Annotated in this window: 22 protein-coding genes and 2 tRNA genes; 6 read left to right on the top strand and 18 right to left on the bottom strand. The window is 69.4% G+C overall.

The window, feature by feature from the left end:
- Positions 1 to 18: 18 nt before the first annotated feature.
- The 18 genes from DNK53_RS03425 to dnaA form a co-directional block, all read right to left on the bottom strand.
- Positions 19 to 768 carry a DUF6339 family protein gene (locus DNK53_RS03425; protein WP_110180854.1) on the bottom strand — a complete coding sequence of 250 codons (750 nt, stop codon included), beginning with the start codon at positions 766 to 768 and terminating at the stop codon, positions 19 to 21.
- On the bottom strand, positions 765 to 1,589 hold the full coding sequence (locus tag DNK53_RS03420) for a hypothetical protein (protein WP_162599748.1): 825 nt from the start codon (positions 1,587 to 1,589) through the stop codon (positions 765 to 767). The genes DNK53_RS03425 and DNK53_RS03420 overlap by 4 nt, the downstream gene beginning before the upstream one ends.
- 59 nt (positions 1,590 to 1,648) lie before the next feature.
- Complete coding sequence (locus tag DNK53_RS03415; protein ID WP_110180852.1) at positions 1,649 to 3,490, bottom strand: hypothetical protein; 1,842 nt, start codon at positions 3,488 to 3,490, stop codon at positions 1,649 to 1,651.
- Positions 3,474 to 4,487, bottom strand: a complete 1,014-nt coding sequence (locus tag DNK53_RS03410) for a PD-(D/E)XK motif protein (protein ID WP_162599747.1) — start codon at positions 4,485 to 4,487, stop codon at positions 3,474 to 3,476. The genes DNK53_RS03415 and DNK53_RS03410 overlap by 17 nt, the downstream gene beginning before the upstream one ends.
- Complete coding sequence (locus DNK53_RS03405) at positions 4,477 to 7,086, bottom strand: Z1 domain-containing protein (protein ID WP_162599746.1); 2,610 nt, start codon at positions 7,084 to 7,086, stop codon at positions 4,477 to 4,479. The genes DNK53_RS03410 and DNK53_RS03405 overlap by 11 nt, the downstream gene beginning before the upstream one ends.
- 146 nt (positions 7,087 to 7,232) lie before the next feature.
- Positions 7,233 to 7,745, bottom strand: a complete 513-nt coding sequence (locus tag DNK53_RS03400; protein ID WP_204163725.1) for a hypothetical protein — start codon at positions 7,743 to 7,745, stop codon at positions 7,233 to 7,235.
- Between the two features lie 155 nt (positions 7,746 to 7,900).
- Positions 7,901 to 7,976 (bottom strand) — tRNA-Ala (locus tag DNK53_RS03395).
- 48 nt (positions 7,977 to 8,024) lie between these two features.
- Positions 8,025 to 8,165, bottom strand: a complete 141-nt coding sequence (locus DNK53_RS17685) for a DLW-39 family protein (protein ID WP_204163724.1) — start codon at positions 8,163 to 8,165, stop codon at positions 8,025 to 8,027.
- 65 nt (positions 8,166 to 8,230) lie between these two features.
- Positions 8,231 to 8,307, bottom strand: a tRNA-Ile gene (locus DNK53_RS03390).
- Positions 8,308 to 8,423: 116 nt separating this feature from the next.
- Complete coding sequence (locus tag DNK53_RS03385) at positions 8,424 to 8,951, bottom strand: DUF3566 domain-containing protein (protein ID WP_110180848.1); 528 nt, start codon at positions 8,949 to 8,951, stop codon at positions 8,424 to 8,426.
- A complete protein-coding gene (gyrA, locus tag DNK53_RS03380; RefSeq protein WP_110181388.1) occupies positions 8,951 to 11,617 on the bottom strand; it encodes a DNA gyrase subunit A in 2,667 nt (888 codons plus the stop codon). The genes DNK53_RS03385 and gyrA overlap by 1 nt, the downstream gene beginning before the upstream one ends.
- Positions 11,618 to 11,752: 135 nt before the next feature.
- Positions 11,753 to 13,846 carry a DNA topoisomerase (ATP-hydrolyzing) subunit B gene (gene gyrB, locus DNK53_RS03375; protein WP_110180847.1) on the bottom strand — a complete coding sequence of 698 codons (2,094 nt, stop codon included), beginning with the start codon at positions 13,844 to 13,846 and terminating at the stop codon, positions 11,753 to 11,755.
- A gap of 214 nt (positions 13,847 to 14,060) precedes the next feature.
- Positions 14,061 to 14,603, bottom strand: a complete 543-nt coding sequence (locus DNK53_RS03370) for a hypothetical protein (RefSeq protein ID WP_162599745.1) — start codon at positions 14,601 to 14,603, stop codon at positions 14,061 to 14,063.
- On the bottom strand, positions 14,596 to 15,195 hold the full coding sequence (locus DNK53_RS03365; RefSeq protein ID WP_239456336.1) for a DciA family protein: 600 nt from the start codon (positions 15,193 to 15,195) through the stop codon (positions 14,596 to 14,598). Before DNK53_RS03365 ends, DNK53_RS03370 begins: the two co-directional genes overlap by 8 nt.
- A complete protein-coding gene (gene recF, locus DNK53_RS03360; protein WP_110180845.1) occupies positions 15,188 to 16,351 on the bottom strand; it encodes a DNA replication/repair protein RecF in 1,164 nt (387 codons plus the stop codon). Before recF ends, DNK53_RS03365 begins: the two co-directional genes overlap by 8 nt.
- A gap of 7 nt (positions 16,352 to 16,358) precedes the next feature.
- Positions 16,359 to 17,333: a phosphogluconate dehydrogenase (NAD(+)-dependent, decarboxylating) gene (gene gnd / locus DNK53_RS03355; protein WP_110180844.1), complete on the bottom strand. Its 975-nt coding sequence runs from the start codon at positions 17,331 to 17,333 to the stop codon at positions 16,359 to 16,361.
- A 35-nt stretch (positions 17,334 to 17,368) separates the two neighbouring features.
- Entirely contained in the window at positions 17,369 to 18,493 is a 1,125-nt protein-coding gene (dnaN, locus tag DNK53_RS03350; RefSeq protein WP_110180843.1) for a DNA polymerase III subunit beta, read from the bottom strand.
- 442 nt (positions 18,494 to 18,935) lie between these two features.
- Positions 18,936 to 20,507, bottom strand: coding sequence for a chromosomal replication initiator protein DnaA (gene dnaA / locus DNK53_RS03345; protein WP_110180842.1), 1,572 nt, complete (start codon positions 20,505 to 20,507; stop codon positions 18,936 to 18,938).
- 593 nt (positions 20,508 to 21,100) lie between these two features.
- Here dnaA and rpmH point away from each other — a divergent pair.
- The 6 genes from rpmH (at position 21,101) to rsmG (ending at position 24,231) form a co-directional block, all read left to right on the top strand.
- Complete coding sequence (rpmH, locus tag DNK53_RS03340; protein WP_110180841.1) at positions 21,101 to 21,238, top strand: 50S ribosomal protein L34; 138 nt, start codon at positions 21,101 to 21,103, stop codon at positions 21,236 to 21,238.
- A gap of 40 nt (positions 21,239 to 21,278) precedes the next feature.
- Positions 21,279 to 21,611 carry a ribonuclease P protein component gene (rnpA, locus tag DNK53_RS03335; protein ID WP_110180840.1) on the top strand — a complete coding sequence of 111 codons (333 nt, stop codon included), beginning with the start codon at positions 21,279 to 21,281 and terminating at the stop codon, positions 21,609 to 21,611.
- Entirely contained in the window at positions 21,608 to 21,880 is a 273-nt protein-coding gene (gene yidD, locus DNK53_RS03330) for a membrane protein insertion efficiency factor YidD (protein ID WP_110180839.1), read from the top strand. The genes rnpA and yidD overlap by 4 nt, the downstream gene beginning before the upstream one ends.
- Before the next feature lie 36 nt (positions 21,881 to 21,916).
- A complete protein-coding gene (yidC, locus tag DNK53_RS03325; protein ID WP_239456378.1) occupies positions 21,917 to 22,837 on the top strand; it encodes a membrane protein insertase YidC in 921 nt (306 codons plus the stop codon).
- Between the two features lie 99 nt (positions 22,838 to 22,936).
- Positions 22,937 to 23,467: a Jag family protein gene (locus tag DNK53_RS03320; RefSeq protein WP_204163723.1), complete on the top strand. Its 531-nt coding sequence runs from the start codon at positions 22,937 to 22,939 to the stop codon at positions 23,465 to 23,467.
- Positions 23,464 to 24,231: a 16S rRNA (guanine(527)-N(7))-methyltransferase RsmG gene (gene rsmG, locus DNK53_RS03315; protein ID WP_338040993.1), complete on the top strand. Its 768-nt coding sequence runs from the start codon at positions 23,464 to 23,466 to the stop codon at positions 24,229 to 24,231. Before DNK53_RS03320 ends, rsmG begins: the two co-directional genes overlap by 4 nt.
- Positions 24,232 to 24,940 lie beyond the last annotated feature (709 nt).

Below are 24,940 nucleotides of genomic sequence, written 5' to 3'. Positions count from 1 at the left end.
GGGGCGGCGAGCCGAGAGTCACTGTGTGCTCTTGGCCGCTTCGGCGCAGAGTCCGTCGAGGAGTCCGGCGAGGGACTCGTCGTCGAGACTGTCCAGTGCGATGTGGGACTTGACGGCTCGCAGACGTCTCGCGAGCTGGCGCATCAGCTCCGAGCGGGGCATGGTCAGGCCTGCGAGTTCGGCACGCCAGAGCGCTTCCTGCAGTGCTCGGGCCGTTCGCCTGTTCCCGCCAAGGGACGGTCGCTCCATGATCTGTACCGACTCGTCCTCACCGAGCGGCGCACAACCGGCCGGAGCTCGACCAAGGTCTGGTCCCAGCGCCCAGGCGCGCCACCACGTTCGTCGCAGGACATTGCGGGGATGACCGATGAGACGCTCCTCAGCTAGTGCCGGGAAACGCCAAGGCCCGATCTCGGGCAGGAGCACCAGGGTCAGGAACGACCAGACCCCCTCTTCTGCCGCATCAGCGGGAACGATGTCCATGACTTCCAGCAGTGCCGTGCCGCACGGTCGGTCGAAGCTCTGAGCCGAGCCGCCCAATGGCTCAGGAAAACCCGCCTTCTCGGCGATCGCGCGAACGGCCTGCTGGACCTGGCGCAGCTTCTCCGTGTCGACCGGATGACCGCCGGTGGCGGAGGGCTCTGCATCGGGGTGGCTCAGTACCGCCATGTCGCGCAGTTCCGCGAGGCTTGCGCCCACGCGGTCGAGGATCAGCTGTCTTGCCACGTTGCGGGGGAGTCGCGGGTAGAGGAGCGTGGGAACTGTCATCGAAGGAGCCTCGATTGATGCTGAAGGTGGACCTCGATCCGCGCCGGGTCGGTCCGATGCCAGCCCGCCAGGGTCGTGGGACTCTCGAGGGGCCAGACTCGTCCTAACAGGTTGCGCAGCACCCCTGCCGTGGTGGTTGCCTCGGGGTCGACGTCGAGTCCGATGACGTCCTCACATCTCAGGGCGGCCTGCACCATCTGACGCGTCACGTCCCAGTGCAGGGTCCGCAGCAGCTGCTCGGTGCCATCGTCCTTGGCTCCGTTCAGCAGCCGCTGGATCGCGGGATGTCCGGAGTTCAACGTCAGCCGGGCCGCGGACATGAATCGAGAATCCGGGTCGGTGAGGTCGAGCTTGAACTGCCAGCCGGCTTCGGGATCCAGCCCGACGGCAGCGAAGTCCAGAGTGTCTGTGGGGAACTGCGTTCCGACACCCTCCAAGTCGGTCCAGGTGGTGGTCCGCCAGATGATGCTGCCGGGATGTTGGGGAGCGAGCCGGTCACGAGGTCGGGGAGACGTGACGACGAGCAGCGTCTCGAGCGTGAGTCGCCCTCCGAGGTCCGCGCCCTTGAGGGTTATGTCGACCGCAAGGTCGAACCGGTCGGTCATGGGCAGATCGAGTCGTGCGGCCATGATCTCGGCGTTGGTGTGGTTCGACCGTGCCATGACCAAGACCGCCAGCCCGCTGTCGAAATCGAGTCGGCACGCTTCAGTGACGGCTCGGCGGTCGACGGATACCGGGGCCGCCAGTTCGAGAACGGTTTGGTAGTCCCAGTGCGGGACCTCCTTGGGCAGCGGAGCATCGCCGTTGATGGACTTCAGCAACCATTCTCCGTGGCTGATTGCCTCCGCCGGTGGGGTGCGAAACGGGACGATCGGGCGCCTCATCGGATGGGCTCGGCTTCCACGTCGAACAGGACGGTCGTCTCTGCGCCGCGCTGGGCGACCAGCTCAAGCTCGAACGGTCCGACATTGTCGACGGTGAGTTCACCGGTTCTGCCGTCGACCTCGACCGCGCGGCCGGCGACTCGGACCTCAACGAGCGAGAGATGTGGGTCCAGATCGGGGTCGGCAGCCGATCCGTCGAGCGCTGCAGCCACGCTGAACCGAAGGTTGGTGCCTCTGGATACCGGGGCAGGGCTCACCTGTAGGCGTGCGAGGGTGCCCAACCCGCCGGTCAACTCGATGGGTGTGGAGAAGGTGAGGTCGATCTTGGGCCTGGCCAGGCCGGGCTTGGTGGGGACGCGCTCCTTGCGTCGTCTGCCCTTTCCACGACCGTCCACGGCACCGACGAGATGGGACAGTTCATCAGCGACTAGGGCGGTGCTGGCGACGTCGACGTGCGCTGGCTTCTTACGGGGCGCCCACCGGTTCTCGAGCGCCGCCTTGATCTCCCGGAGGCCCACATTGACGATGGTCCGTCCGGAGCTCTTGGGGAGAAGCTCTGGGTTCCACGAGTCGTGGGTGGGTGGTTCGGCGGCGGCGAAGTGCGCGTCGTGCTCGTCGCGGGCCCGGAAGACACCGGCCCATTCGGTGCCTCCCTCGGGGGGTGGTGGGCCCTCGAGGTAGTCGACGACCAGCTCCGGTGTGCGGAGAAGTGCCACGTGGTGACAGATCCCGGTAATGGCGGCGGCCGGTTGTGGTGCTTCGCTGTCGTCGGGGTCGGAACCGTCGTCGACCGCGACACGGTCTCTGTGGATGAGTGGCACGGTCGCCAGAACGCCGATGTCCGCCCTTGGCCTGCCACAGCGGATGTCGTCCAAGCGAAGTCCCAGGGTGGTATCCGGGGCTCCGTCGTCGAGGAGTGCTTGGAACGCTTGCGCGAACCCGTGAAGCGGGGGTCGGTCCTCCGGCTTAGGGATGGTGACCGAGACACCGTTCCAGCTGACGTCGATGTCCATCGCGCGCTGTCCGCGGCGGGGCGTGAGTTTCGGCCAAAGGTGCCAGGTGACGGACTCGGCGATGAACCTCATCGCCTGCTCCGGAGAGCGGCCGCCGAGATCCGGGGCGACGACGAGGATGTTGGTGCCGGTGTCCTGTCCCACGAACTCTGGCATGCCGATCAGGTTGGCGACCCGATCTGCCTCGGGCCCTGTGAGTGGGATCGGAACGTCCCCGCCGCTCTCGCCCCACCAGTGCCGACCCGTGAACAGCTTGTCTCCGCGGGTGAACCGTTCGCCGATGGCACACGCGATGAGTCGAGTCTCCAAGCGGCCTTGGTGGTAGGTGCGCGAATGGATGACTATCGCGTTGGCCCCGGACACCACGTAGGAGATCGTCTTGCCGAATCCGTAGGTCCCGCCGGTGTGGCCCTGGGTGTTGGCCTCACCTACGTTCAGCACGAAGTCGACCCAGTCGTAGGTGCCGGCCGGGTTGACCTGGTCGGCCTGCAGCGGCCCGCCGAGGCCCTTGGTGTTGCGATCGGCGATGTAGAGACCGATCAAGCCGGAATCGTCCAACGCTGACGCGAGATGTGTTCCCTTCACCTCGTCGGCTTGGACGAAGACCTCCTCGAGGAGAGCTGCCCTCTCGTTCCTGTCCAGCTGCCATCCCTGGAGCCCGAACAGAACGGGGTCACCGTTCTTGATGCGGGCGTCCCAGCTGTTCTGCGCGGTCTCCCGTACCAAAACGGTCAGCGGGTCCAGTCGCGGTCTCCCGAGCAGCTTGTAGAAGCCCTCAGCAGCCAGACCCCCCGACGGTGGCTTGGGCTCAGGAATCCATCGCATTGACGGCCTCCTGCGCCAGGGACGCGAGCGCGGCATCGACGAGCGCTTCGCTCAGAGGAACGGGGGGTTCGTTGGTGAGGTCGATGGAGTAGCTGAGGCGCAGAGTGCCCGGGGGCACATCCCCGGTCGCGAAGTCCGACCGCACCAGACGTGGGAACGCCGTCCCGGCGACGTCGTACGCACGCATCTCGGTGAGCCGGAATCTCTTGGCCCCATACGACGCGAGATCGTCGGGGTTGGCGCCGACGTCCCTTAGCCGCTGCTCAAGCTCCAGCCGTTGGGCCCCGGCGTCCAGGACGCGGGTGACGAGGTCTGTCAGATTGAGCCCGCCGGGATCCCGGTCGAACCGCAGGTGGAGCAGTACGAGGTCCGACCCAGCCGGCTCCTGCAGCTGATCAATGCTGGAGATGGGCACGATCCGTCCTTCGCGCACGAGGGTGGCCTTGACCTCGATGGCGTGTGTCGAGCTGCGGATGTCGTGAAGGTCGCTGTGCGGACCTACCCAGAACCGGAGGTCCGGTGGCGCACCGTGGTTGAGGAGGCGTTCCACCGCGACGAGTTCACCCATCAGTCCGATGAGTGCTTCGTCGGAGAGATGACCGTGTTGTGCGGCCTCTGAGAACAGGGCGCGCCAACGCTCGAACGCGGCGGCTGCCTCTCGGGCGGGGGAGGCGGCGTCCTCGATGGATTCGACCAGCTCCCGGCAGAACTGGGTAAACACGCGGTGCAGGTCCGGTAGCAGGCAGAACACAGTGAGGTACTGCGACCCGTCCTCGGCTATGCGGGCGAGGTGCACCGCGCGTCCCTTGGTATCCGTCCTTGCCGCTTCCCCCGCGTGGAGAGGGATCAGAAGATGTCTCCGGCCGTCGCTGTCGATACCGGCCAAGAGGTCACCTGCTGCGACTCGATATCCGGTCGCGGCGGTCACAACACCCGCCACCGGCGGCTTGGAGGCCAGCACGGTCCAGATCCCGTCGAGGTCGCGCCTATCGGTCACCGAGATTCACCTCGTCCTGCGAACCTTCGGTGTCTTGGTACCCGTCGACCCCGTCGACTTCGCTATCGGATAGTTCTGGCAGTGCGACTTGGATGGTGCTGGTGGGCTCGGTGCCCGGTTTCGCCGTTGGGAAACACAGGGCGACTCCGATGAGGTGATCGATTGCCTCGAGTGGCTGACGGTTGGACTCTGCGCCCTTCTTCGGCTGGGAGTCCTTGTCGATCGGGTACAGCACCAGCAGGCCGCGCCCATCTTCATCCCGGATCTGCTGAAGCTCGGTGTCAGGGGTTCCAGGGCGGACGTCCGCCGCCGGGACGAGGTCAGCCACGCGGTCGGGCTTCGACATCAGGGTTCCGATGACCGCGCGTCGCTGCGTGCTTGATCGTGCGAGCTTCGATCGACTGATCAGTGGGCTGCCGGCGTTCAGCCCCAGCGGCAGCGTGTTGTTGGCGTTCTTGAGACCCATCACGGCCACGTTCCAGTGCTTGAGGGCCCCGTGCTTCAGCTGTCCGTCGATGTACTTGACGACCAGTTCGGAGGTGATCTCGCTGTCGTCGTGGAACTTGTAGGCGTTGACGAAGTCTCGGACCAGGGTGACAGGGACATCGCGGAGGACGGTGCGGCTGTCCTGGGGGTCGGGGACGACGCCCGCGGCGACGGCGTCGGTGACCAGGGATCGCGCCGCCTCCTGGTTGGAGCTGACAACATTCGGGTCGCGGTGGGCGAAGTAGGTCGTCTGCGGCCTCTGTGCGCTGAAGGACGCTTCTCCTTGGACGGCGAAGTTCATCTTGACCTTCGCGGTCGCCTGCATCTTGGGGTGCAGGCGGATGCGCACCGGGAGGTTCGCGGGAGTGGCACCGTCCATCGTCCGGTAGCGCGTGATCTCCGCGCGGAGGGAGTCCTCGACATCGGCGAGGAACTCGAAGTCGTCGGCGAGATCCTGGGTGGTCCAGATCCGAGGCAGGTCCCCGTAACCGGGGCGGTAACCGAACCACCGGCCCATCTGGAGAAGGGTGTCGTAGGTGTTCGAGCTGCGGAGGAAGTAGGACGAGATCAAGCCTTCGAGAGTGAGTCCCCGGGAGAGTGTGTTACCGCCCACAGCAATCACTGTCGCGGGCTCGTCGCTGTACACGAGGCGGTCCGTGGAGAGACCGTTGTCCGCCAGGACTTTCACGTCGTCGATCGTGGCGAGCAACTCCTCCTCGAGCTGGTCGAAGGTCACCGGTGTCAGGCCGTGCCGGTGCGCCGGCTCCTTCGCGGTCTCCTGCTCCCACTTGAGGCGAAGGAGGTCGGTACGGCCGGAGGCGACATCGGCACCCAGCTGCTTGACGAAGGCTCGGATCGGATCGATGTAGGCGAGTTGGGGCGCCACCCGCATCGTGGTGTGGACGAGCATGCTCGAGTGCTTCGCGACACCGGAACGGACTCGCCGTGCCGAGGTGGCGAGCACGAACCACGTGATGGCCTGCCCGAGCTCGTGGGTGACCTCGACGCCCTCTGAGATCAACCTCTTGGTCGCATGCCGATCGGCCTCCGTCGTCGGCACGATGCGGATCATGTCGTGCGCCGCGTCGGCCTCCGCTTCCTCATCCTCGGAGACCTGTTGTCCGAAGAGCTCCCTGGAACCGAAGTACGTTGCCGGCTTCGGCAGCGAATACATGAACGATCGCGGGTAGATGTCGCTCTCATCGGCAGGATTGACCAAGACGTTCGCGAAGGGGGTCGCGGTGTACCCCACGTACGCCACTCTCGGCAGCTCGAGCAACTCGGTGATCCGCTGATTGATCTTCGTACGGTCCAGCTCAGGGTCCTTGGCCGCGTTGGGGCTGGCCTGATCGGCCTCGTCGTCGATGATCATGATGGGACAGGAATCAAGACCGCCGTGCTTCTGCGCCTCCCTGAGCCAATCTCTCAGGTTGGTGAGCCTGGAGACGTTCTTCTTGACGACGGCGATCAGGCGCAGGTCGGGCGACGACAGAAGTGGAAGCGCCTTGACCGGCTTGCCGAAGTCACGGTGCTCGTCCGTCAAGCCCACCCATCGGGTCGGGAACTCCTCGACCAGCTGCTCGTCGATCCTCAGTTGGGTCTGTCGACGGAGCGAGTTGTGTACGCCGGACAGGACGATGAAGAGTCGGTAGCCGGAATCGGCGGCCTTCGCGATGGTCGCGGTGAAGTTGGCCGTCTTTCCGGACTGCACGAACCCCAGGACCAGTCCTCGCGTCCGGATCGTCGGGCTGTGCGGGTCGGCAAGCAGACCGACGATGTCGGTCGAGGCCTCGTCCAGGCTCGGGACGGCCTCGACCCACGAGAGGTCCGCTTCGAGGTTGGCTTTCAGCTTGGGCCAGAACACGTCCATGGACGAGGGCCCTCCGTACCAGGGGCCACCGTCGTCCTCGGGGTCAAAGATCGCGTTGTTCCAAGCCATGGTCCGGCGCTGTTCGGCGATCTCATGACGGAACGCCACGACCCGAGCCAACAGCTCGTCCTGGCCGGGGAGGATCACTCCGAGCGTTGCAGCGGCGTCAGCCTCTGACCGGCCCTGCCGGATCAGCAGTTCCAGTTGTTCGAGCAAAGCTCGTTCCTGCGCGCTCAGTTCCACCCGATTGGCCCTTCCCCCACGTTGTGACAGGCAGCAGGTTAATGCCACTCAGCTCTGGGGTCAGGGGAAGCGCCGCACTCGTTCGACTGCTCCCAGTCTTGGGTCTTTCGGGTCTGGCGATCCGCCTGCGCCGGGGGCCATCGCAGCTAGTAGGCGAAGATGTGGGCGCTCAAGACATCGATCTCTCGCCGTGGGTCGCCGAAGAACGCTCCGATACGCCGCGCCACCACCTGGAACGGGCGCTCGCGCGCCGACCCGTCCGCCTTCCAGTTGTTCCAAGGGACGATCAGGAACAGGTGATGCGAATCCGGCGACAGGTGCGCCTTCCACAAGTCCTTGAGATCGTGGTTGTTGGTGGTGGTGCCGCCGCGCTCAACCTCGGCGATCACCCCACGCCCCAACCCCAAGCGGAAGAAGAAGTCCGGCCGGGCCTGCGTCACGAAACCGCTCTGAGGCGTGAGCACCACCTCCTCGCCGAATCCCAGTTCGAGCCGCAGCAGCTTGGCGAAGTGGGCCTGTACCGCCAAACTCTTGGCTCCGTGGACGTGGATCGCCGCGATCTCCGCACTCGTGGCGTGGATGTGGCTGCGCAGGCGCTCCGCCAACGCATCGACTTCCCCGACCTCTTGTGAGTGCTCGGGCGGGATCACGGCCTTCACGTGCCGTCGATACCCGTCCACGGGCGCGAGCTTCGCAGCTCGTTCGCGGAGAAGCTAGCCGCCGATTCCCCCACCAGTCCCCCAAAGGGCGCCTCTCGAAGTCGACCGGAACACCCCATAAACGAACGAAACCCCAGGCTGACCTGGGGTTTTGCTGGTGGAGCCTACGGGACTCGAACCCGTAACCCCCTGCTTGCAAAGCAGGTGCGCTACCAATTGCGCCAAGGCCCCGGAGCCGCCCGCGGGCGGCGGATGACCGCCGGAGGGCGGCCGGGTGGATCAGGACTGCGGCGGGGTGCTGGGCTGGACCGGGTCGGTGGCCTCGGCCCAGAGCGCCTGCTCGGTGCGGCCCTCGTCGAGCTTCTTCTTGGCCAGGACGGCGCCGCCGGCGGCCAGCAGGATCAGCACGAGCTTCTTCACGGATCTCTCCCTCGTCTCCACCGGGCCGCTTTCCGCGGCGGGGTGCCGGGGAGTCCGACCGGGGGTGGTGGGCCTAACAGGACTTGAACCTGTGACCTCTTCCTTATCAGGGAAGCGCTCTAACCGTCTGAGCTATAGGCCCTCCTCCGGCCGGGGCCGGACGACGTCACCACCGAGGCGGTGACCGCGGGGAAGACTACCTGATGGGCTCGGGCAGGGACAAAACGCCCCGGCCCGTCGAGCCCCGCGAGGCAGTGCTCAGTTGCGGTCCTCGGCGAGCGTGACCTCGACGCCGCCCAGCAGGGCCGCCGCCATGTTGTAGAGGAAGGCGCCCAGGGTCGCGATCGCGGTCAGCAGGATCACGTCGACCACCGCGACGAGGGCGGTGAAGCCCAGGACGCGGCTCATGCCGACGTACTCCGTGATGTCGAAGGCGCTGGGGGAGTCCTTGGGGTCCGCGACGCTCGCCACGGTCTCGTTGATCGACTCCCACACCCCGGCCGCACCGAGCACGGACCAGATGATGAAGACCGCCACGAAGGTGACGATGCCGAAGGCCACCGACAGCAGGAACGACGTCTTCATCACCGACCACGGGTCCAGCCGGGTGAGTCGCAGCCGGGCGCGGCGCGGCTGCTTCTTGCCCGCGGTGGTCGGCTTCATGGCCGCCGTGTCCCGGTGCTGCTCGGCGGCCTTGCTCAGCGTGGCGCCGATGCGTCCGGGCAGCGCCGTGCGCACGACCGTGTCCTCCGGTCCACGGTTGCGCGGGCTGGCGCTCTCGGCCATCAGGCGTCGCTCCCTGTCTCGGTGCCGTCGTCGGTGCTGCTGTCCGTGCCAGCGATCTCGCTGGGTTCAGGGGCCTGCGCGTCGACCTGCTCGGTCGTCTCGCCGGGCTCCTGCTCCTCGTCGATTGTTGCATCCTCGCGGGCTTCCATCGACCGGGCGACCACGACGACCGAGTCCCCGGACTTCGGGCTGACGAACTTCACGCCCATCGTCGAGCGGCCCGTGGGGCGGAAGTTCTCGTTGATCGGGCTCCGGACGACCTGGCCTCCGGCGGTGATGGAGAGGATCTCGTCGCCCTCCTCCACGATGAACGCACCCACCAGCTGACCGCGCTCGGCGTTGGCCAGGGACATCGCCTTGATGCCGATGCCGCCGCGCGACTGGATGCGGTACTCCGGGATGGGGGTGCGCTTGGCGAAGCCGCCGTCGGTGATGGTGAAGACGTACTGCGGGTGCAGGCCGAACCACGGGCCCTGCTCGCCGGCGGGCTGCTCGTCGCCGGTGCCGGCGCGCTCGGCGGCCTCCTCCACCGAGACGCCCGCCTCGTCGGCGGCCTCCTCGGCCTCGACCTGGGCGGCGCGGATCACCGACATGGACAGCAGCTGGTCGCCGTCGCGGAACTTCATCCCCGTGACGCCGCCCGCCGAGCGGCCCATCGGCCGCAGCTGCTCGTCGTCGGCGCGGAAGCGCACGGCCTGGCCCTTGCGGGAGACCAGTAGCAGGTGGTCGTCGGGCCCGACCAGCTCGGCGCCGATCAGCTCGTCGCCCTCGCGGCGCAGGTCGATGGCGATGACTCCGGCCTGGCGCGGGCTGTTGTAGTCGGCGAGCCGGGTCTTCTTCACCAGGCCGCTGCTGGTGGCGAGCACGAGGTACGGCGCCTGCTCGTAGTCGCGGATCGCCAGCACCTGGGCGATCGACTCGTCGGGCTGGAAGGAGAGCAGACCGGCCACGTGGCCGCCCTTGGCGTCCCGGGACGCCTCGGGCAGGTTGTAGGCCTTGGTCCGGTAGACCCGGCCCTCGGTGGTGAAGAAGAGCAGCCAGTGGTGGTTGGTGGTGGCGATGAAGTGCTCCACCACGTCGTCGCCGCGCAGGGTCGCGCCACGCACGCCCTTGCCGCCGCGCTTCTGGATCCGGTACTGGTCGCGCCGGGTCCGCTTGGCGTAGCCGCCGCGGGTGATGGAGACGACGAGCTCCTCGTCGGGGATCAGGTCCTCCATCGAGAGGTCGCCGTCGGCGGCGATGATCTGGGTACGCCGCTCCGAGCCGTACTTGTCCACGACCTCGGTCAGCTCGTCGATGACGATCTGCCGCTGCCGGACCTCGTTGGCCAGGATGTCCTCGAGGTCGGCGATGATCTCCTCGAGCTCGGCGAGCCGGTCGACGATCTTCTGCCGCTCCAGCGCCGCGAGGCGGCGCAGCTGCATCGCGAGGATCGCGTCGGCCTGCACCTCGTCGACGTCCAGCAGCTGGATCAGGCCGGTGCGGGCCTCGTCGACGTCGGGGGAGCGCCGGATGAGGGCGATGACCTCGTCGAGCATGTCGAGCGCCTTGACCAGGCCGCGCCAGATGTGGGCGTCCTGCTCGGCCTTGCGGAGCCGGAAGCGGGTACGGCGCTGGATGACCTCGACCTGGTGGGCGACCCAGTTGCTGATGAACTGGTCGACCGTCAGCGTGCGCGGCACGCCGTCGACCAGGGCCAGCATGTTGGCGCTGAAGTTGGTCTGCAGCTCGGTGTGCTTGAAGAGGTTGTTGAGGACGACGCGGGCGACGGCGTCGCGCTTGAGCACGACGACGAGCCGCTGGCCCGTGCGCGACGAGGTGTCGTCGCGGACGTCGGCGATCCCCTGCAGGCGGCCGTTGTCGACCAGCTCGGCGATCTTGAGCGCCAGGTTGTCGGGGTTCACCATGTAGGGCAGCTCGGAGATCATCAGGCAGGTGCGACCCCGGGCGTCCTCGTCGATCTCGACGACGGCGCGCTGCGTGATCGAGCCGCGGCCGGTCCGGTAGGTCTGCTCGATGCCCTGGCGGCCCACGATCAGGGCACCCATCGGGAAGTCGGGGCCCTTGATCCGCTCGACCAGCGCGTCCTGCAGCTCCTCGCGGGTGGCGTCGGGGTGCTGGAGCGCCCAGATGGCCCCCTCGGCGACCTCGCGCAGGTTGTGCGGCGGGATGTTGGTCGCCATGCCGACCGCGATGCCGGCGGAGCCGTTGACCAGCAGGTTGGGGAAGCGGCTCGGCAGGATCGTGGGCTCGGAGGAGCGGCCGTCGTAGTTGGGCTGGAAGTCGACGGTCTCCTCGTCGATGTCCCGGACCATCTCCATGGCCAGCGGCGCCATCCGGCACTCGGTGTACCGCATGGCCGCGGCGGGGTCGTTGCCCGGCGAGCCGAAGTTGCCCTGGCCGTTGATCAGCGGGTTGCGCATCACCCACGGCTGGGCGAGGCGGACCATGGTGTCGTAGATCGCCGAGTCGCCGTGCGGGTGGTACTGACCCATCACGTCGCCCACGACCCGCGAGCACTTGGAGAAGCCGCGGTCGGGGCGGTAGCCGCCGTCGTACATCGCGTAGAGGATGCGGCGGTGCACCGGCTTGAGGCCGTCGCGGACGTCGGGGAGCGCGCGGCCGACGATGACCGCCATCGCGTAGTCGATGTAGGAGCGCTTCATCGACGTCTGGAGGTCGATGGGCTCCACGCGCCCGCCGGGGCCGGGTCCGTCGCCGCCGGGGTTCGTCGTCTCGGTCACGTCTGCTGCACCTGTCTCTGGTCGTGTCTACTCGAGTCTAGGGATCGTGCTAGATCGCTAGATATCGAGGAATCGGACGTCCTTGGCGTTGCGCTGGATGAAGGAGCGGCGCTGCTCGACGTCCTCACCCATGAGGATCGAGAAGACCTCGTCGGCCTGCGCGGCGTCGTCCAGGGTCACCTGGAGCAGGATCCGGTGCTCCGGGTCCATCGTGGTCTCCCACAGCTCGTCGGCGTTCATCTCGCCGAGACCCTTGTAGCGCTGCACCGGGTTCTCCTTGGGCAGCTTCTTGCCCTGCTCGAGGCCGTCGCGCATGAGGGTGTCGCGCTCGTGGTCGGAGTAGACGAACTCGTGCTCGTGGGGCTTGTTCCACCGGAGCCGGTAGAGCGGCGGCTGCGCCATGTAGACGTAGCCGTGCTCGATCAGGGGCTTCATGAACCGGAAGAGGAGCGTGAGCAGGAGCGTGTTGATGTGGTGGCCGTCGACGTCGGCGTCGGCCATCAGCACGACCTTGTGGTAGCGCAGCTTGTCGAGGTCGAACTCCTCGTGGATGCCCGTGCCGAGCGCCGAGATGATCGCCTGCACCTCCTGGTTGCCCAGGACCTTGTCGATCCGCGCCTTCTCGACGTTGAGGATCTTGCCGCGGATCGGGAGGATCGCCTGGATCCGCGGGTCCCGGCCCTGCTTGGCCGAGCCGCCGGCGGAGTCTCCCTCGACGATGAAGACCTCGCACTCGCTCGGGCTCGTCGACTGGCAGTCGGCCAGCTTGCCGGGAAGGCCGCCGCCGCCGAGCAGACCCTTGCGGTTGCGGGCCAGGTCGCGCGCCTTCCGCGCGGCCATCCGGGCGGACGCCGCGGCCTGGGCCTTGCGGATGATCTCCTTGCCCTCGGCCGGGTTCTGCTCCAGCCAGGCGCCCAGCTGGTCGTTGACCACCCGCTGGGTGAACCCCTTGGCCTCGGTGTTGCCGAGCTTGGTCTTGGTCTGGCCCTCGAACTGCGGCTCGCCGAGCTTGATCGAGATGATGGCGGTCAGGCCCTCGCGGATGTCGTCGCCCGAGACCCGGTCCTCCTTCTTCTTGACCAGGCCCCACTCCTCGCCCCAGTTGTTGACCAGGGTGGTGAGCGCCGCGCGGAAGCCCTCCTCGTGGGTGCCGCCCTCGTGGGTGTTGATGTTGTTGGCGAAGGTGTGGACCGACTCCGTGAAGGAGGCGTTCCACTGCATCGCCACCTCGAGGCTCATGTGGCTCTGGGCGCCGGCCGGGGTCTCGGCCTCGAAGGAGATGACCGACGCGTTGGCCTTGTCCTTGCGGCGGTTGAGGTGCTCGACGTAGTCGACGATGCCGCGGTCGAACTTGAAGACCTGCTCGACCCCGCCGCCCTCGGCGCGGCGCAGCGCGTCGGCACCCTGTTCGACGTCGTCGGAGACGGTCTCGTCCTCGACGGCGTCCGCCACCTGCTCGGCCGACGGGCGCTCGTCACGCACGACGATCTCGAGTCCCTTGTTGAGGAAGGCCATCTCGCGCAGCCGCGTGGTGATGGTCTCGAGGTCGTAGTCGACCGTCTCGAAGATATCGTCGTTGGCCCAGTAGGTGATCGTCGTGCCGGTCCGCTCGCCGTCCTCCATCGGCCGGACCTGCTCGAGGTCGCCCTCGGGGACGCCGATGTGGAAGGACTGGCGCCACAGGTGACCGCGGTTCTTCACCTCGGCGACCACCCGGGTCGACAGCGCGTTGACCACCGAGATGCCCACGCCGTGCAGACCGCCGGAGACCTTGTAGCCGCCGCCGCCGAACTTGCCGCCCGCGTGCAGCATCGTCAGCGCCATCGTGAGCGCCGGGATCCCCTCGGTGGGGTGGATGTCGGTGGGGATGCCTCGGCCGTTGTCCTCGACGCGGATCCCGCCGTCGGCCTGGAGGGTGAGGACGATCCGGTCGCAGTGGCCGGCGAGCGCCTCGTCGACCGAGTTGTCGACGACCTCCCAGATGAGGTGGTGCAGGCCCCGCTCGCCGGTGGAGCCGATGTACATGCCGGGGCGCTTGCGGACCGCCTCGAGGCCCTCGAGGACCTGGATCGCGGAGGCGTCGTAGTCACCGTTGCTGGCGGTGCCCGAGAGGCCGGTGTTCAGGTCTTCGGCTGGGGACTCAGCGCTCACGCAGGGGCCTTCTTCCACTCGCCCTCGAGGGGCTGCTCGACAGGCTGCTCGTCATGCGGCTCGACATGCAGCGGGTCACTGGCGGACGAGCCGGCGACCCGGACGTCAGTTTAGCGTCTGGAGCCCCCGAAACCACGCATCGCGTGGGCGACGGGGGGCTACCCGCACGGAAATGTGCCTCTAGGCGGCGTTCCAAGGCGTTTCGCAGGGCCGATCAGGGGGTCGGACGACTCCCCATACGTCCATGCGCCTCCCCGATCGGCTGGGCTGGCTTCCAGAGCCACACCGCGGCGGTCCACAGCAGCAGCACCAGCGAGAAGAACACGAGGACGCCGGACCAGACCAGCACCAGGAGCGTCCGGTCGCCGAGCGAGGCACCGAACGCCCCCGCGACGGGCACCGTCACCCCCAGCCCCAGCGCCGCCGTCGCCCCGACCAGGGCGACGACCAGACCCCGCCGTGCCGGCTTGCGTCGGTGCACCAGGCCCGCAGCTCCCCAGGCCGCGAGGGCGAGCGAACCGACGACCCCCAGCGCCGAGCCCGTCGCCCCGACCAGCAGCCACGCCGAGCCCGACGGCGGCACCGGCTCGACGGCGTACCGGGCCACGTCGTCGCGCAACGACCACTGGACCCACCACTGCGCCAGCACCACGAGGTGCATGAGGGCGCAGAGCGTCCCCTGCAACGCCGCGAGGCGGGTGGGGCCGCGCCACCCGTCGTCCGGGCCCGGTCGCCGTCCCGTCGGCCGCTCAGCCATAGGTGTCCCGCGGTCCGCGGCCGCGCGTCGAGCGCGGGCCCTTCTTCCACGACGGCAGGTGGGGGCCCAGGACCTCGATGAGGACGACCGTCCCGTGGCCGAGCTCCTCGTTGAGCCGGCGGACCACCTGCGGCGCGAGCATCCGCAGCTGCGTCGCCCAGGCGGTGGAGTCGGTGCGCACCACGAGCTTGCCGTCGACCAGCGTCTCGGGGGTGCAGTGTGCGCCGACCTCGGCGCCGACCAGCTCGGACCACCGGGCGAAGACCCCCTGCACCTGCAGGTCGGTCTCCCACGCCCGGTTGCGCACGAGCCGCTCCAGCGCGCTCCCGAGCAGCTGCGGGTCGCGGTCGTCGGGGTGGGCGCCCGAGGCGCCGCTGCGGCCGCGCGAGCGCGGGGCGGCCGGACCGGGGCCCGCGCCGGTACGCCGTCGCTTCGCCGGGGGAGCGCCCGGCGAGCGGGCCGCCGCGCGGGCCTGGGCGCGGGCCAGGTCGAGGCCCTCGTCCCGGCGCGGCTCGGGCTCGGGCAGCAGCCCGCCGGACCGGTCGGGCTCGGACCCCGGCTGCCGCTCCTGCGGGTCGCTCCCGTCAGGCACGGCGCACCTGCCCGTCGGCGACGTGGAAGCGCCCACCGGCCAGCGCGGCCGGGACGTCCTCGGCGACCGCCGCGGTGACCAGCACCTGCTCGGCCCCCGCGACCAGGGCGGCCAGCTGCTCGCGGCGGCCGGTGTCGAGCTCGGCGAAGACGTCGTCGAGGATGAGGATCGGGTCGTCCCCCTCGCTGCGGAGCAGGTCGAACGAGGCGAGCTTGAGCGCCAGCGCGAAGGACCAGGACTCCCCGTGCGAGGCGTAGCCCTTGACGGGGAGCCGGACCTCGCCGTTGCCCAGGACCAGCACGAGGTCGTCGCGGTGCGGCCCCACCAGCGAGACGCCGCGCTCCAGCTCGTCGCGGCGACGCCGCTCCAGCTCGGCGAGCAGCTGCCGCTCCAGGGTCTCCGACCCCGGCGTGCCCGTCCCCTCCGGCTCCGGCTCCAGCTCGAAGGAGCACCTGTACTCGACCTCGGCGTCGTCGCGCGAGGCCCCGCGGGCGACCGCCTCGTAGGCCTTGGCGACGTACGGGCGCAGCGCCTCGACCAAGGCCAGCCGCTGGGCGAGCAGCTCGGCCCCGACCCGCGCCAGGTGGGAGTCCCAGACCGAGAGCGTGGAGAGGGCCGCCTCCTGCGACGAGCCGCCGCGGCGCGCGGCACCCGCGGTCTTGAGCAGGGAGTTGCGCTGCCGCAGGATCCGGTCGTAGTCGGCGCGCGCGCCCGCCAGCCGGGGGGTGCGGAGCACGAGCAGGTCGTCGATGAAGCGGCGCCGGTCGCCCGGGTCGCCCTTCACCAGGGTGAGGTCCTCGGGGGAGAAGACGACCGTGCGGACCAGGCCGAGGATCTCGCGCGGCCGGGGGAGGGGGGAGCGGTTGATCCGGGCCCGGTTGGAGCGGCCCGGGTTGAGCTCGACCTCCAGCGTCGCCGGCCGCCCCTCCTTGACGACCACCGCCCGGACCAGCGCCTGGTCGGCGCCGGCGCGGACCAGGGGTGCGTCGGTCGCGACCCGGTGCGAGCCGAGGCGGGAGAGGTAGTCGATCGCCTCGACCAGGTTGGTCTTGCCCTGCCCGTTGCGACCGATGAACGCCATGGCGCCCGGGTCCAGCTCGACGTCGACGTCGGCGTAGGACCGGAAGTCGTGGAGCAGGAGGTGGGAGACGTGCACGGTGCGGCTAGCTCTCACCGGGCTCGGCCTCGGTGCCCGCTCCGGCCCGCTCCGCGGCGGGCGCCTCGTCGGGACCGGTCTCGCCCGCGGCGTCCCCACCCTCGGGAGCGGGGGTGCGCATGGCGTGGCCGCCGAACTGGTTGCGCATCGCGGCGATCGCCTTCATCGCCGGGCTGTCGTCCTGTCGGGAGACGAAGCGCGCGAAGAGCGCGGCCGTGATCGCCGGGACCGCGACGGCGTTCTCGATGGCCGCCTCGACGGTCCAGCGGCCCTCGCCGGAGTCCTCGGCGTAGCCCTGGATCCCGGCCAGCCCGGGCTCGTCGTCGAGCGCGGCGACCAGCAGGTCGAGCAGCCAGGAGCGGATCACGGTGCCCTCGCGCCACGAGCGCAGGACCTCGGTGGTGTTGTCGACGACGTCGACCGCCTCGAGCAGCTCCCAGCCCTCGGCGTAGCTCTGCATGATCGCGTACTCGATGCCGTTGTGGACCATCTTGGAGAAGTGGCCCGCGCCCACCTTGCCGGCGTGCACGGCGCCGAAGTCGCCCTCGGGCTTGAGGGTGTCGAACGCCGGCTGCACCTTCGCGACGTCGTCGGCGGAGCCGCCGTACATGAGGGCGTAGCCGTTCTCGAGGCCCCAGACCCCGCCCGAGACGCCGCAGTCGACGTAGCCGATCCCCCGGCCGGACAGCTGCTCGGCGTGGGCGACGTCGTCGGTCCAGCGCGAGTTGCCGCCGTCGACCACCACGTCGCCCTCCGACAGCAGCTCGCCCAGCGCGGTGACCGTCTCGTGGGTGGGGCCGCCCGCGGGCACCATCACCCAGACGACGCGCGGCGCGGACAGCTGCCCGACCAACGCCTCGAGCGAGTCGACGTCGCTCACCTCGGGGTTGCGGTCGTAGCCGACGACCGTGTGGCCGCCGCGGCGCAACCGCTCGCGCATGTTGCCGCCCATCTTTCCGAGGCCGACGAGCCCGATCTCCATGCGGATCCTCCTGGGGGTGGTGGGGCGAGCGGGTGCTAGGAGAGCAGTCTCCGCGGCATGAGCAGGTAGCGGAAGGCGTGGTCGTCGCCGCCGTCGGTGGCGGAGATGACGACCGGCTTGGTGGCCTGGGTGAAGGCGAGGTCGACCTTCTCGCCGTCGAGGGCGCCGAGGCCGTCGAGCAGGTACGTCGGGTTGAAGCCCGTGACGATCTCCTCGCCGCGGATCTCGGCCTCGATAGCCTCGGTGGCCTGCGCCTCGTCGCCCGACTGGGAGTCGAGGACGACCTCCCCGTCGGCGAACTTCATCTGGACCGCGGTGTTGCGCTCCGCGACGAGCGCCACGCGCTTGACCGTGTCGATGAGGTCGGCCTTGCTCACGGTGGCGACGGTGAGGTGCTCGGCCGGGAACAGGCTGCGGACCTTGGGGAACTCGCCGTCCAGCAGGCGCGTGGTCGTGCGGCGCACGCCGTCGGGCGTCGAGCCCTCGAAGCCGATGATGCCGTCGCCGCCGGCGGGGGAGATCGAGATGGTGACGTCGCCGCCGAGCGTCTTGGCCGTGTCGCTCAGCACCTTCGCCGGGACCAGCGCGGCCAGCGAGGCGTCGGTCTCGGCCGGGGACCAGGTGAGCTCGCGGTGGGAGAGCCGGAAGCGGTCGGTCGCGAGCAGCGACATCCGGTCGCCCTCGATCTCGATGCGCACGCCCGTGAGGACCGGCAGCATGTCGTCGCGCCCGGCGGCGGTGACGGCCTGGGCGACCGCGCGGGAGAACTCCTCGCCCTTGACCGTGCCGCTCGGCGGCGGGACGGTCGGGAGCGCGGGGTAGTCCTCCACCGGCATGGTCTGCAGGCTGAACCGGCCGGAGCCGCACTTGATCTCCAGCTTGGCACCGACGAGCTCGCAGTCGACGGGCTTGTGGGGAAGGCTGCGGCAGATGTCGGCGAGCAGCCGACCGCTCACCAGGACCCGGCCCTCGGCGGCGACGTCGGCGCGCAGCTCGGCGCGGGCGGAGGTCTCGTAGTCGAACGAGGAGAGGACGAGTCCCTCGTCACCGGCCTCGACGAGCAGGCCGGCGAGCACGGGTGCGCTGGGACGCACGGGAAGGCTGCGAGCAGCCCAGGCGACGGCGTCGGCGAAGACGTCGCGGTCGACGCGGAACTTCACTTCGTTCCTCCGGATCTTGTGGTTCGAGCGTGGGGGTGATCCTGCCATGCCACCGGTGCGCCTGTCCGTGCGGTGCCCGTGGCCGTGAGGGGTGGGACGCACGGGGACCGGCGTGTGCTCCCGGTGCCGGTGGCGACAGGTTCTCCCCAGTCGGCGGGCCGGATGGTTGTTGAGGAGGATCGGTCCATGTACGGGTGAGTAGTCGTCACAGGGGTTGGGGATTCTGTGGAGAACCACCATCGCCGCAGGTCGGAGCCGTCGAGGCCTGTGGGGCGAGCCTGTGCACGGGATGTGGACTCCTGGCGCGGGGTGTGGGGGAGCGGGTGGTGTCCCCCCGCGGACCCGCAGGGGTGCACAACCCTGTGGAGGAGCAGGGGCCCGGGACCACAGGAATTTCACAGGCCGCTGGGCGAGGACCGGCTCGACGGGGCCCGGTCCCGGCTCAGCCCTGGCGGGCCTGCATCTTGATCCGGTTGGTGAGCTCGCTGACCTGGTTGAAGACGGCGCGCCGCTCCGCCAGCAGCTGGTTGATCTTGCGGTCGGCGTACATCACCGTCGTGTGGTCGCGGCCGAACTCCCGGCCGATCTGCGGGAGCGACATGCTCGTGAGCTCGCGGCACAGGTACATGGAGATCTGGCGGGCCAGCACGAGGTGCCGGCCGCGGCTCGGGCCGGTGAGGTCGTCGATGCTCACGCCGAAGTACGCCGCCGTCTGGGCGATGATCAGCGGCGAGGTGATCTCGGGCTCGCCGCCCTCGGGGATCAGGTCCTTGAGCACGATCTCGGCGAGGGTCATGTCGACCTCCTGCCGGTTGAGGTTGGCGAACGCCGTCACCCGGATCAGGGCACCCTCCAGCTCGCGGATGTTGGTCTGGATCTTGGAGGCGATGAACTCCAGCACGTCGGGCGGCGCCGTGAGCCGGTCCATCGCCGCCTTCTTGCGGAGGATGGCGATGCGGGTCTCGAGGTCGGGTGCCTGGACGTCGGTGATCAGGCCCCACTCGAACCGGTTCCGCAGCCGGTCCTCGAGCGCCTCGAGGAGCTTGGGCGGGCGGTCGGAGGTGAGGACGATCTGCTTGTTGGCGTTGTGCAGCGTGTTGAAGGTGTGGAAGAACTCCTCCTGGGTCTGGGTCTTCCCCTCCAGGAACTGGATGTCGTCGATCAGCAGCACGTCGACGTCGCGGTAGCGGCGCTTGAACCGGTCCTGCCGGTCGTCGCGGATCGCGTTGATGAACTCGTTGGTGAACTCCTCCGAGGAGACGTAGCGCACCTTCGCCCCGGAGTAGAGGGAGCGCACGTAGTGGCCGATCGCGTGCAGCAGGTGGGTCTTGCCCAGCCCCGACTCGCCGTAGACCAGCAGCGGGTTGTACGCCTTGCCGGGGGCCTCGGCCACGGCGACGGCCGCGGCGTGGGGGAAGCGGTTGGACGAGCCGATGACGAAGGTCTCGAAGGTGTACTTCGGGTTGAGCCGGGTCTCCAGCGACCCGGGGGCACCCGGCTGGACGGTGGCGTGGAACCCGGGGGGGCCGGCCGGAGGGGCACCCGGAATCCCCGCGGGCACGGGCTGGGGGGTGTGACCGAGCGTCTCGCCGAGGGTCGGACCACCGCCCAGTCCCCCGCCCGGGCCACCGCCGGCCAGGCCACTCCCGCCCAGCCCGGGACCAGGCATCGGAGCGGGGTGGACGGTCGGGGCCTCCCACGCATTTGTCGACAAGTCGTCTTGTTGACTTCGATGGTCGTCCGCCGGAGGCAGTCCCTGGTCCTCCAGGGCGGGGTTGACCGTGACCGCGATCCTGATCTCTCGCTGGAAGCGGACGCTCAGGGAGTCCTCGAGCTGGGCGCGGAGGCGACCCTCGAGCTGGCCGCGGGTGAAGTCGTTGGGGACCGCGATGATCGCCGTGCTCTCGTGCAGCGTGACCGGTTCGCTGGCCCGCAGCCACGCCCGCTGGTTGGGCTGCAGCTGCTCCACGACGCTGCGCCACACCGTGGCCAGGTCCACCGGCTCGTTCTCCACGTCTCTCCCTCAGTGCCTGTCGGCGTGTCGTCCGCGGCGCCGGGACGGCGCCTCCTCCGACCAGTGGTCCGACCCCCGGGGGTGACGGGACTGCTCATCGGTCCACAAGGTTATCCACAGGTGTGCATCTTGCCCCATTTGGGTGACCCAGACGTCGGACCAGATCCGGCTTCCGCCCCCTGTTGCCGACGTCGTCGCAGGTCAGAGCGGGTATGTCAGCGTGGCGGGAGGGTGCGGGGGAACCGACAGTGGGAGGAGGACGGGAGTCTGGCCGGGCCATGAGCGAACGGGAAAAGTAACAACGGGGAGAGCGCGCGGGCAACCCGTCATCCACAGGCCGGCCGGTGGCGCTCCGGTCCCGGTCGATCGACAGCGCCGGGGGACGCGGTCGTGGGTTTGACCGTGCTTCTCCGCTCCGCGTACCGTTGGCAGGTCACCCGACGTCCGCTCGTGGTCGACCGGTGCCGCATGTCCACGGATATTCACGCCCAGTCCAACGGTGTGTGCCGTGGGGAGGCGGTGCCAGCCGAAGTCAGGCGCACCGCAATCCCGCCGGAGTGGACACCCGCAGAGAGACACATCGGAGAGAGCTCGTGAGCAAGCGTACGTACCAGCCGAACAACCGTCGCCGGCACAAGGTGCACGGTTTCCGCCTGCGCATGCGCACCCGCGCCGGCCGCGCCATCCTCTCGGCGCGCCGTCGCAAGGGTCGCAACAGCCTGGCCGTCTGACGCCGGGCCACGGCGGACCCCGCCAGGTCGTCGAGCACCCGTGCTGCCCCGCGCTGCCCGCCTCACCCGGGGCGAAGGCTTCCGGGTGGCGGTGCGCGCCGGCAGGCGGGCCGGGACCCGGACCATGGTCGTGCACTGGCACGACGAAGGTCCGGCACCGGTCGAGGTGGGGTTCGTGGTGAGCAAGGCCGTCGGGAATGCCGTGGCACGCAACCGCGTGAAGAGGCGACTGCGCCACCTGACCCGGGAGCACCTCCAGGAGCTCCCGGGTCGTGGCGTGCTCGTGGTCCGGGCCCTGCCCGACGCCGCGGCCGCCGGGCACGAGGCGCTGCGGGCCGACCTGACCCGCGGTCTTGCCCGGGTGCTGCCGTGAAGTACCTCCTGATCGGGCTGCTGCGGCTGTACCGCACGTTCGTCAGCCCGCTCTACGGCCAGGTCTGCCGCTACCACCCCACCTGCTCGGCGTACGCGCTCGAGGCGGTGACCCGGCACGGCTCCCTGCGTGGCTCCTGGCTGGCGGTCCGCCGGCTGGCGCGCTGCCACCCGTGGTCCCCCGGGGGCTACGACCCCGTCCCGGAGCGCGGCTCTCGCACCCGTCCCTCCCGCCGCAACGCGGATCCCTCCCCTACCCCAGGAGCTTGAGTGCTCGACTTCTTCGGTGCCATCGGCGGCGCGATCATGACGCCGCTCTACTACGTCATCTCCGTGGTGCTGGTGGGCTTCCACAACGTGCTCGGCACGGTCCTGGACCCCGAGGGGGGTGCCTCGTGGGTGCTGTCGATCGTGGGCCTCACGCTGGTGATCCGCGCGGCCCTGATCCCGCTCTTCGTGAAGCAGATCAAGTCGAGCCGCAACATGCAGCTCATCCAGCCCAAGGTCAAGGAGCTGCAGAAGAAGTACGGCCACGACCGTGAGCGGCTCGCCCAGGAGACGATGGCGCTCTACAAGGAGGCGGGGACCAACCCCTTCGCCTCCTGCCTGCCGATCCTGCTGCAGATGCCGATCTTCTTCGCGCTCTTCCGGCTGATCGACCAGGCCGCCGACGGCAAGGCGCACGGGGTGCTCACCTCCGAGCGGGCCAAGGAGTTCGGCCAGGCCGAGCTCTTCGGCACCATCCCGATCTCCGACACCTTCCTCAGCAACGACGGCGAGTGGACCGTCATGGTCCTGGCGGCCGTGCTGGTCCTGGCGATGACGGCGACGACGTTCCTGACCCAGCGCCAGCTGATGAGCAAGAACATGCCGGCGGACGCGCTGAGCGGCCCGTACGCGCAGCAGCAGAAGATGCTGCTCTACGTGCTTCCCGTCGTCTTCGCCGTGGGCGGCATCGCGTTCCCGATCGGCGTGCTCTTCTACTGGACCACGTCGAACCTCTGGACCATGGGGCAGCAGTTCTACGTGATCCGCAACAACCCGGCCCCCGGCACCCCGGCCTTCGCCGCGAAGCAGGAGCGGGACCGCGCCAAGGCGGCGCGCAAGGGCAAGGCGCCCGAGGGCGAGCAGCCCGGCGCGGTCGCGACCGAAGCGGTCGACGAGCCGGCGCGGCCGGCGCGGCACCAGCCGAAGCGCCAGACCAGGTCTCAGCGCAAGAAGCGCTGACCCTCGCCCCGTCTCCGGTCCGCCGACGCGGGGCACCCACCACGACGCAGCACACGACGCAGCACCACGACGCACGACCACGAGGCAGGGAGAGATCGCGTGACCGACACCGAGAACGACGTCCAGGACGTCGAGCGCGAGCCGCAGGAGCCCCAGGCGCCGCGGCCCGGCAAGCTGGAGCGCCTCGAGCAGGAGGGCGACATCGCGGCCGACTACCTCGAGGAGCTCCTCGACATCGCTGACCTCGACGGTGACCTCGACATGGACGTGGAGGGTGACCGCGCGTCTGTCTCGATCGTCGGCGCCGACCTCTCCATGCTCGTCGGCAAGGACGGCGAGGTCCTCGAGGCGCTGCAGGAGCTGACCCGCCTGGCGGTCTACCGCGAGACGGGCGAGCGTTCGCGGCTGATGCTCGACATCTCCGGGTACCGGGAGCAGAAGCGCCGCGACCTGGTCGCGCTGGCCGAGCGTCTCATCGCCCAGGTGGAGTCGACCGGCGAGCGCGTCGAGCTGGACCCGATGTCGTCCTTCGAGCGCAAGGTCGTGCACGACGCCGTCAAGGCCGCCGGTCTCAGCTCGGAGTCCGAGGGCGCGGAGCCGCGCCGTCACGTGGTGATCCTGCCCCGGTGACCGACGACGTTTCACGTGGAACCACGGGCGTGCCCGTGCCGACCCCCCTGCCCCCGGTCCCCGGGACGGTCAGGGGGGTCGTGCCGTCGGAGCACCTCCCCGGCCTGGTCGCCTACGCCGAGCGTCTCGCCACCGATGGCGTGGTGCGCGGTCTCATCGGGCCTCGCGAGGTCCCGCGCCTGTGGGAGCGGCACCTGCTGAACTGCGCCTGGCTCTGCGACCTGCTGCCCGAGGGCGCACGCGTCTGCGACATCGGCTCCGGGGCAGGACTCCCCGGTCTCGTCGTGGCCATCGTGCGTCCGGATCTCCGGGTGACCCTCGTGGAGCCGCTCCTGCGGCGGACCACCTTCCTCGAGGAGGTCAAGGAGCAGCTCGGGCTCGACCACGTGGAGGTCGTGCGTGGAAGAGCAGAGGCGCTGCACGGGGAACGACGCTTCGACGTCGTGACGTCACGGGCCGTGGCCCCTCTTCCGCGTCTGCTGGACTGGTCGATGCCTCTGGTCGACGCGGGCGGTGCACTCGTGGCGCTCAAGGGGTCGTCGGTCCGCGAGGAGATCGACTCCGCCTCGCGCGAGCTGACCCGGCACGGTTGTGGCGTCCCGGAGGTGGTGCGCCTCGGTGGCGAGGACGTGGAGGTCCCGACCTTCGCCCTCCGGGTTTCCCGCCGCGACCCCGGGGCGCTACCGTTGCCCGGTGGAGCCAGTGGGAGTCGTCGGAAGGGCGGCTCGCCCAAGGCGAAGCGTCAGGGCCGGCGCGAGGGCTGAGGTGGGACTCCACCTCGTCGGTGCAGGCACGACGTCGAGTCGCCAGGCCCGTTTCGCGCTGTGCTCACGTCCCGTCACCGGGACTGGGGCTCCGCCCGGCATGGCTTCGGCATCGCCGCAGAACCAGGACCACCATCGTCCGCACACTTCGAAGGGGCACTTCACGTGACCGATGCCCAGAGCTGGGACTCCACCGGGTCCAGGGAGTTATCCACCGGTGACGCACAGGGTCCTGAGCGTGGATCCGGTGAGTTCTCCACCGGTTATCCACAGGACACCGGTGGGGCGTCGGGGACTGCCGGCGGGCCCGCCGGGGTCTCGTCGACCGGCGGATCGACCCCGCGTCACCTCGTCGATGCCCTGGAGAGCGCGCCCGGCCGTCCAGCGCCGCCTCCGGCGTGGGTGGGGGGGTCGTCCGAAACCGGCGCTCCGTCGTCGACGAACCCTTTCGACGCCGTTGCCACCCACCCTTCGTCCGAGGCACGTCCCGGGCCGGCGGGTTCGGTTTCACGTGAAACGGGGAGTGCCGGGACCGTGCCGACACACGTCAGCCCGGTTTCACGTGAAACGGAGCAGGGGGCCAATGCCGGGGTCTCACCCGCGCGCACCGATGTTTCACGTGGAACCCCCCGTACCGCGGGTCAGATCGCCGAGCGTGAGACCAGCGCCTACGACGACAGCACGCCGCTGGCTCGCGCGGCGGAGCACG

Source organism: Nocardioides solisilvae (genome assembly GCF_003194625.1).
Taxonomy (GTDB): Bacteria; Actinomycetota; Actinomycetes; order Propionibacteriales; family Nocardioidaceae; genus Nocardioides; species Nocardioides solisilvae.
This window is presented reverse-complemented; position numbering and strand designations above follow the sequence as displayed.

What these genes read in the sequence shown, in the direction of transcription:
- DNK53_RS03425 (WP_110180854.1), bottom strand. Translation starts at nt 768, where the DNA reads ATGACAGTTCCCACGCTCCTCTACCCGCGACTCCCCCGCAACGTGGCA.
- DNK53_RS03415 (WP_110180852.1), bottom strand. Translation starts at nt 3,490, where the DNA reads ATGCGATGGATTCCTGAGCCCAAGCCACCGTCGGGGGGTCTGGCTGCT.
- DNK53_RS03385 (WP_110180848.1), bottom strand. Translation starts at nt 8,951, where the DNA reads ATGGCCGAGAGCGCCAGCCCGCGCAACCGTGGACCGGAGGACACGGTC.
- gyrA (WP_110181388.1), bottom strand. Translation starts at nt 11,617, where the DNA reads ATGAAGCGCTCCTACATCGACTACGCGATGGCGGTCATCGTCGGCCGC.
- DNK53_RS03370 (WP_162599745.1), bottom strand. Translation starts at nt 14,603, where the DNA reads ATGGCTGAGCGGCCGACGGGACGGCGACCGGGCCCGGACGACGGGTGG.
- gnd (WP_110180844.1), bottom strand. Translation starts at nt 17,333, where the DNA reads ATGGAGATCGGGCTCGTCGGCCTCGGAAAGATGGGCGGCAACATGCGC.
- yidC (WP_239456378.1), top strand. Translation starts at nt 21,917, where the DNA reads ATGACGCCGCTCTACTACGTCATCTCCGTGGTGCTGGTGGGCTTCCAC.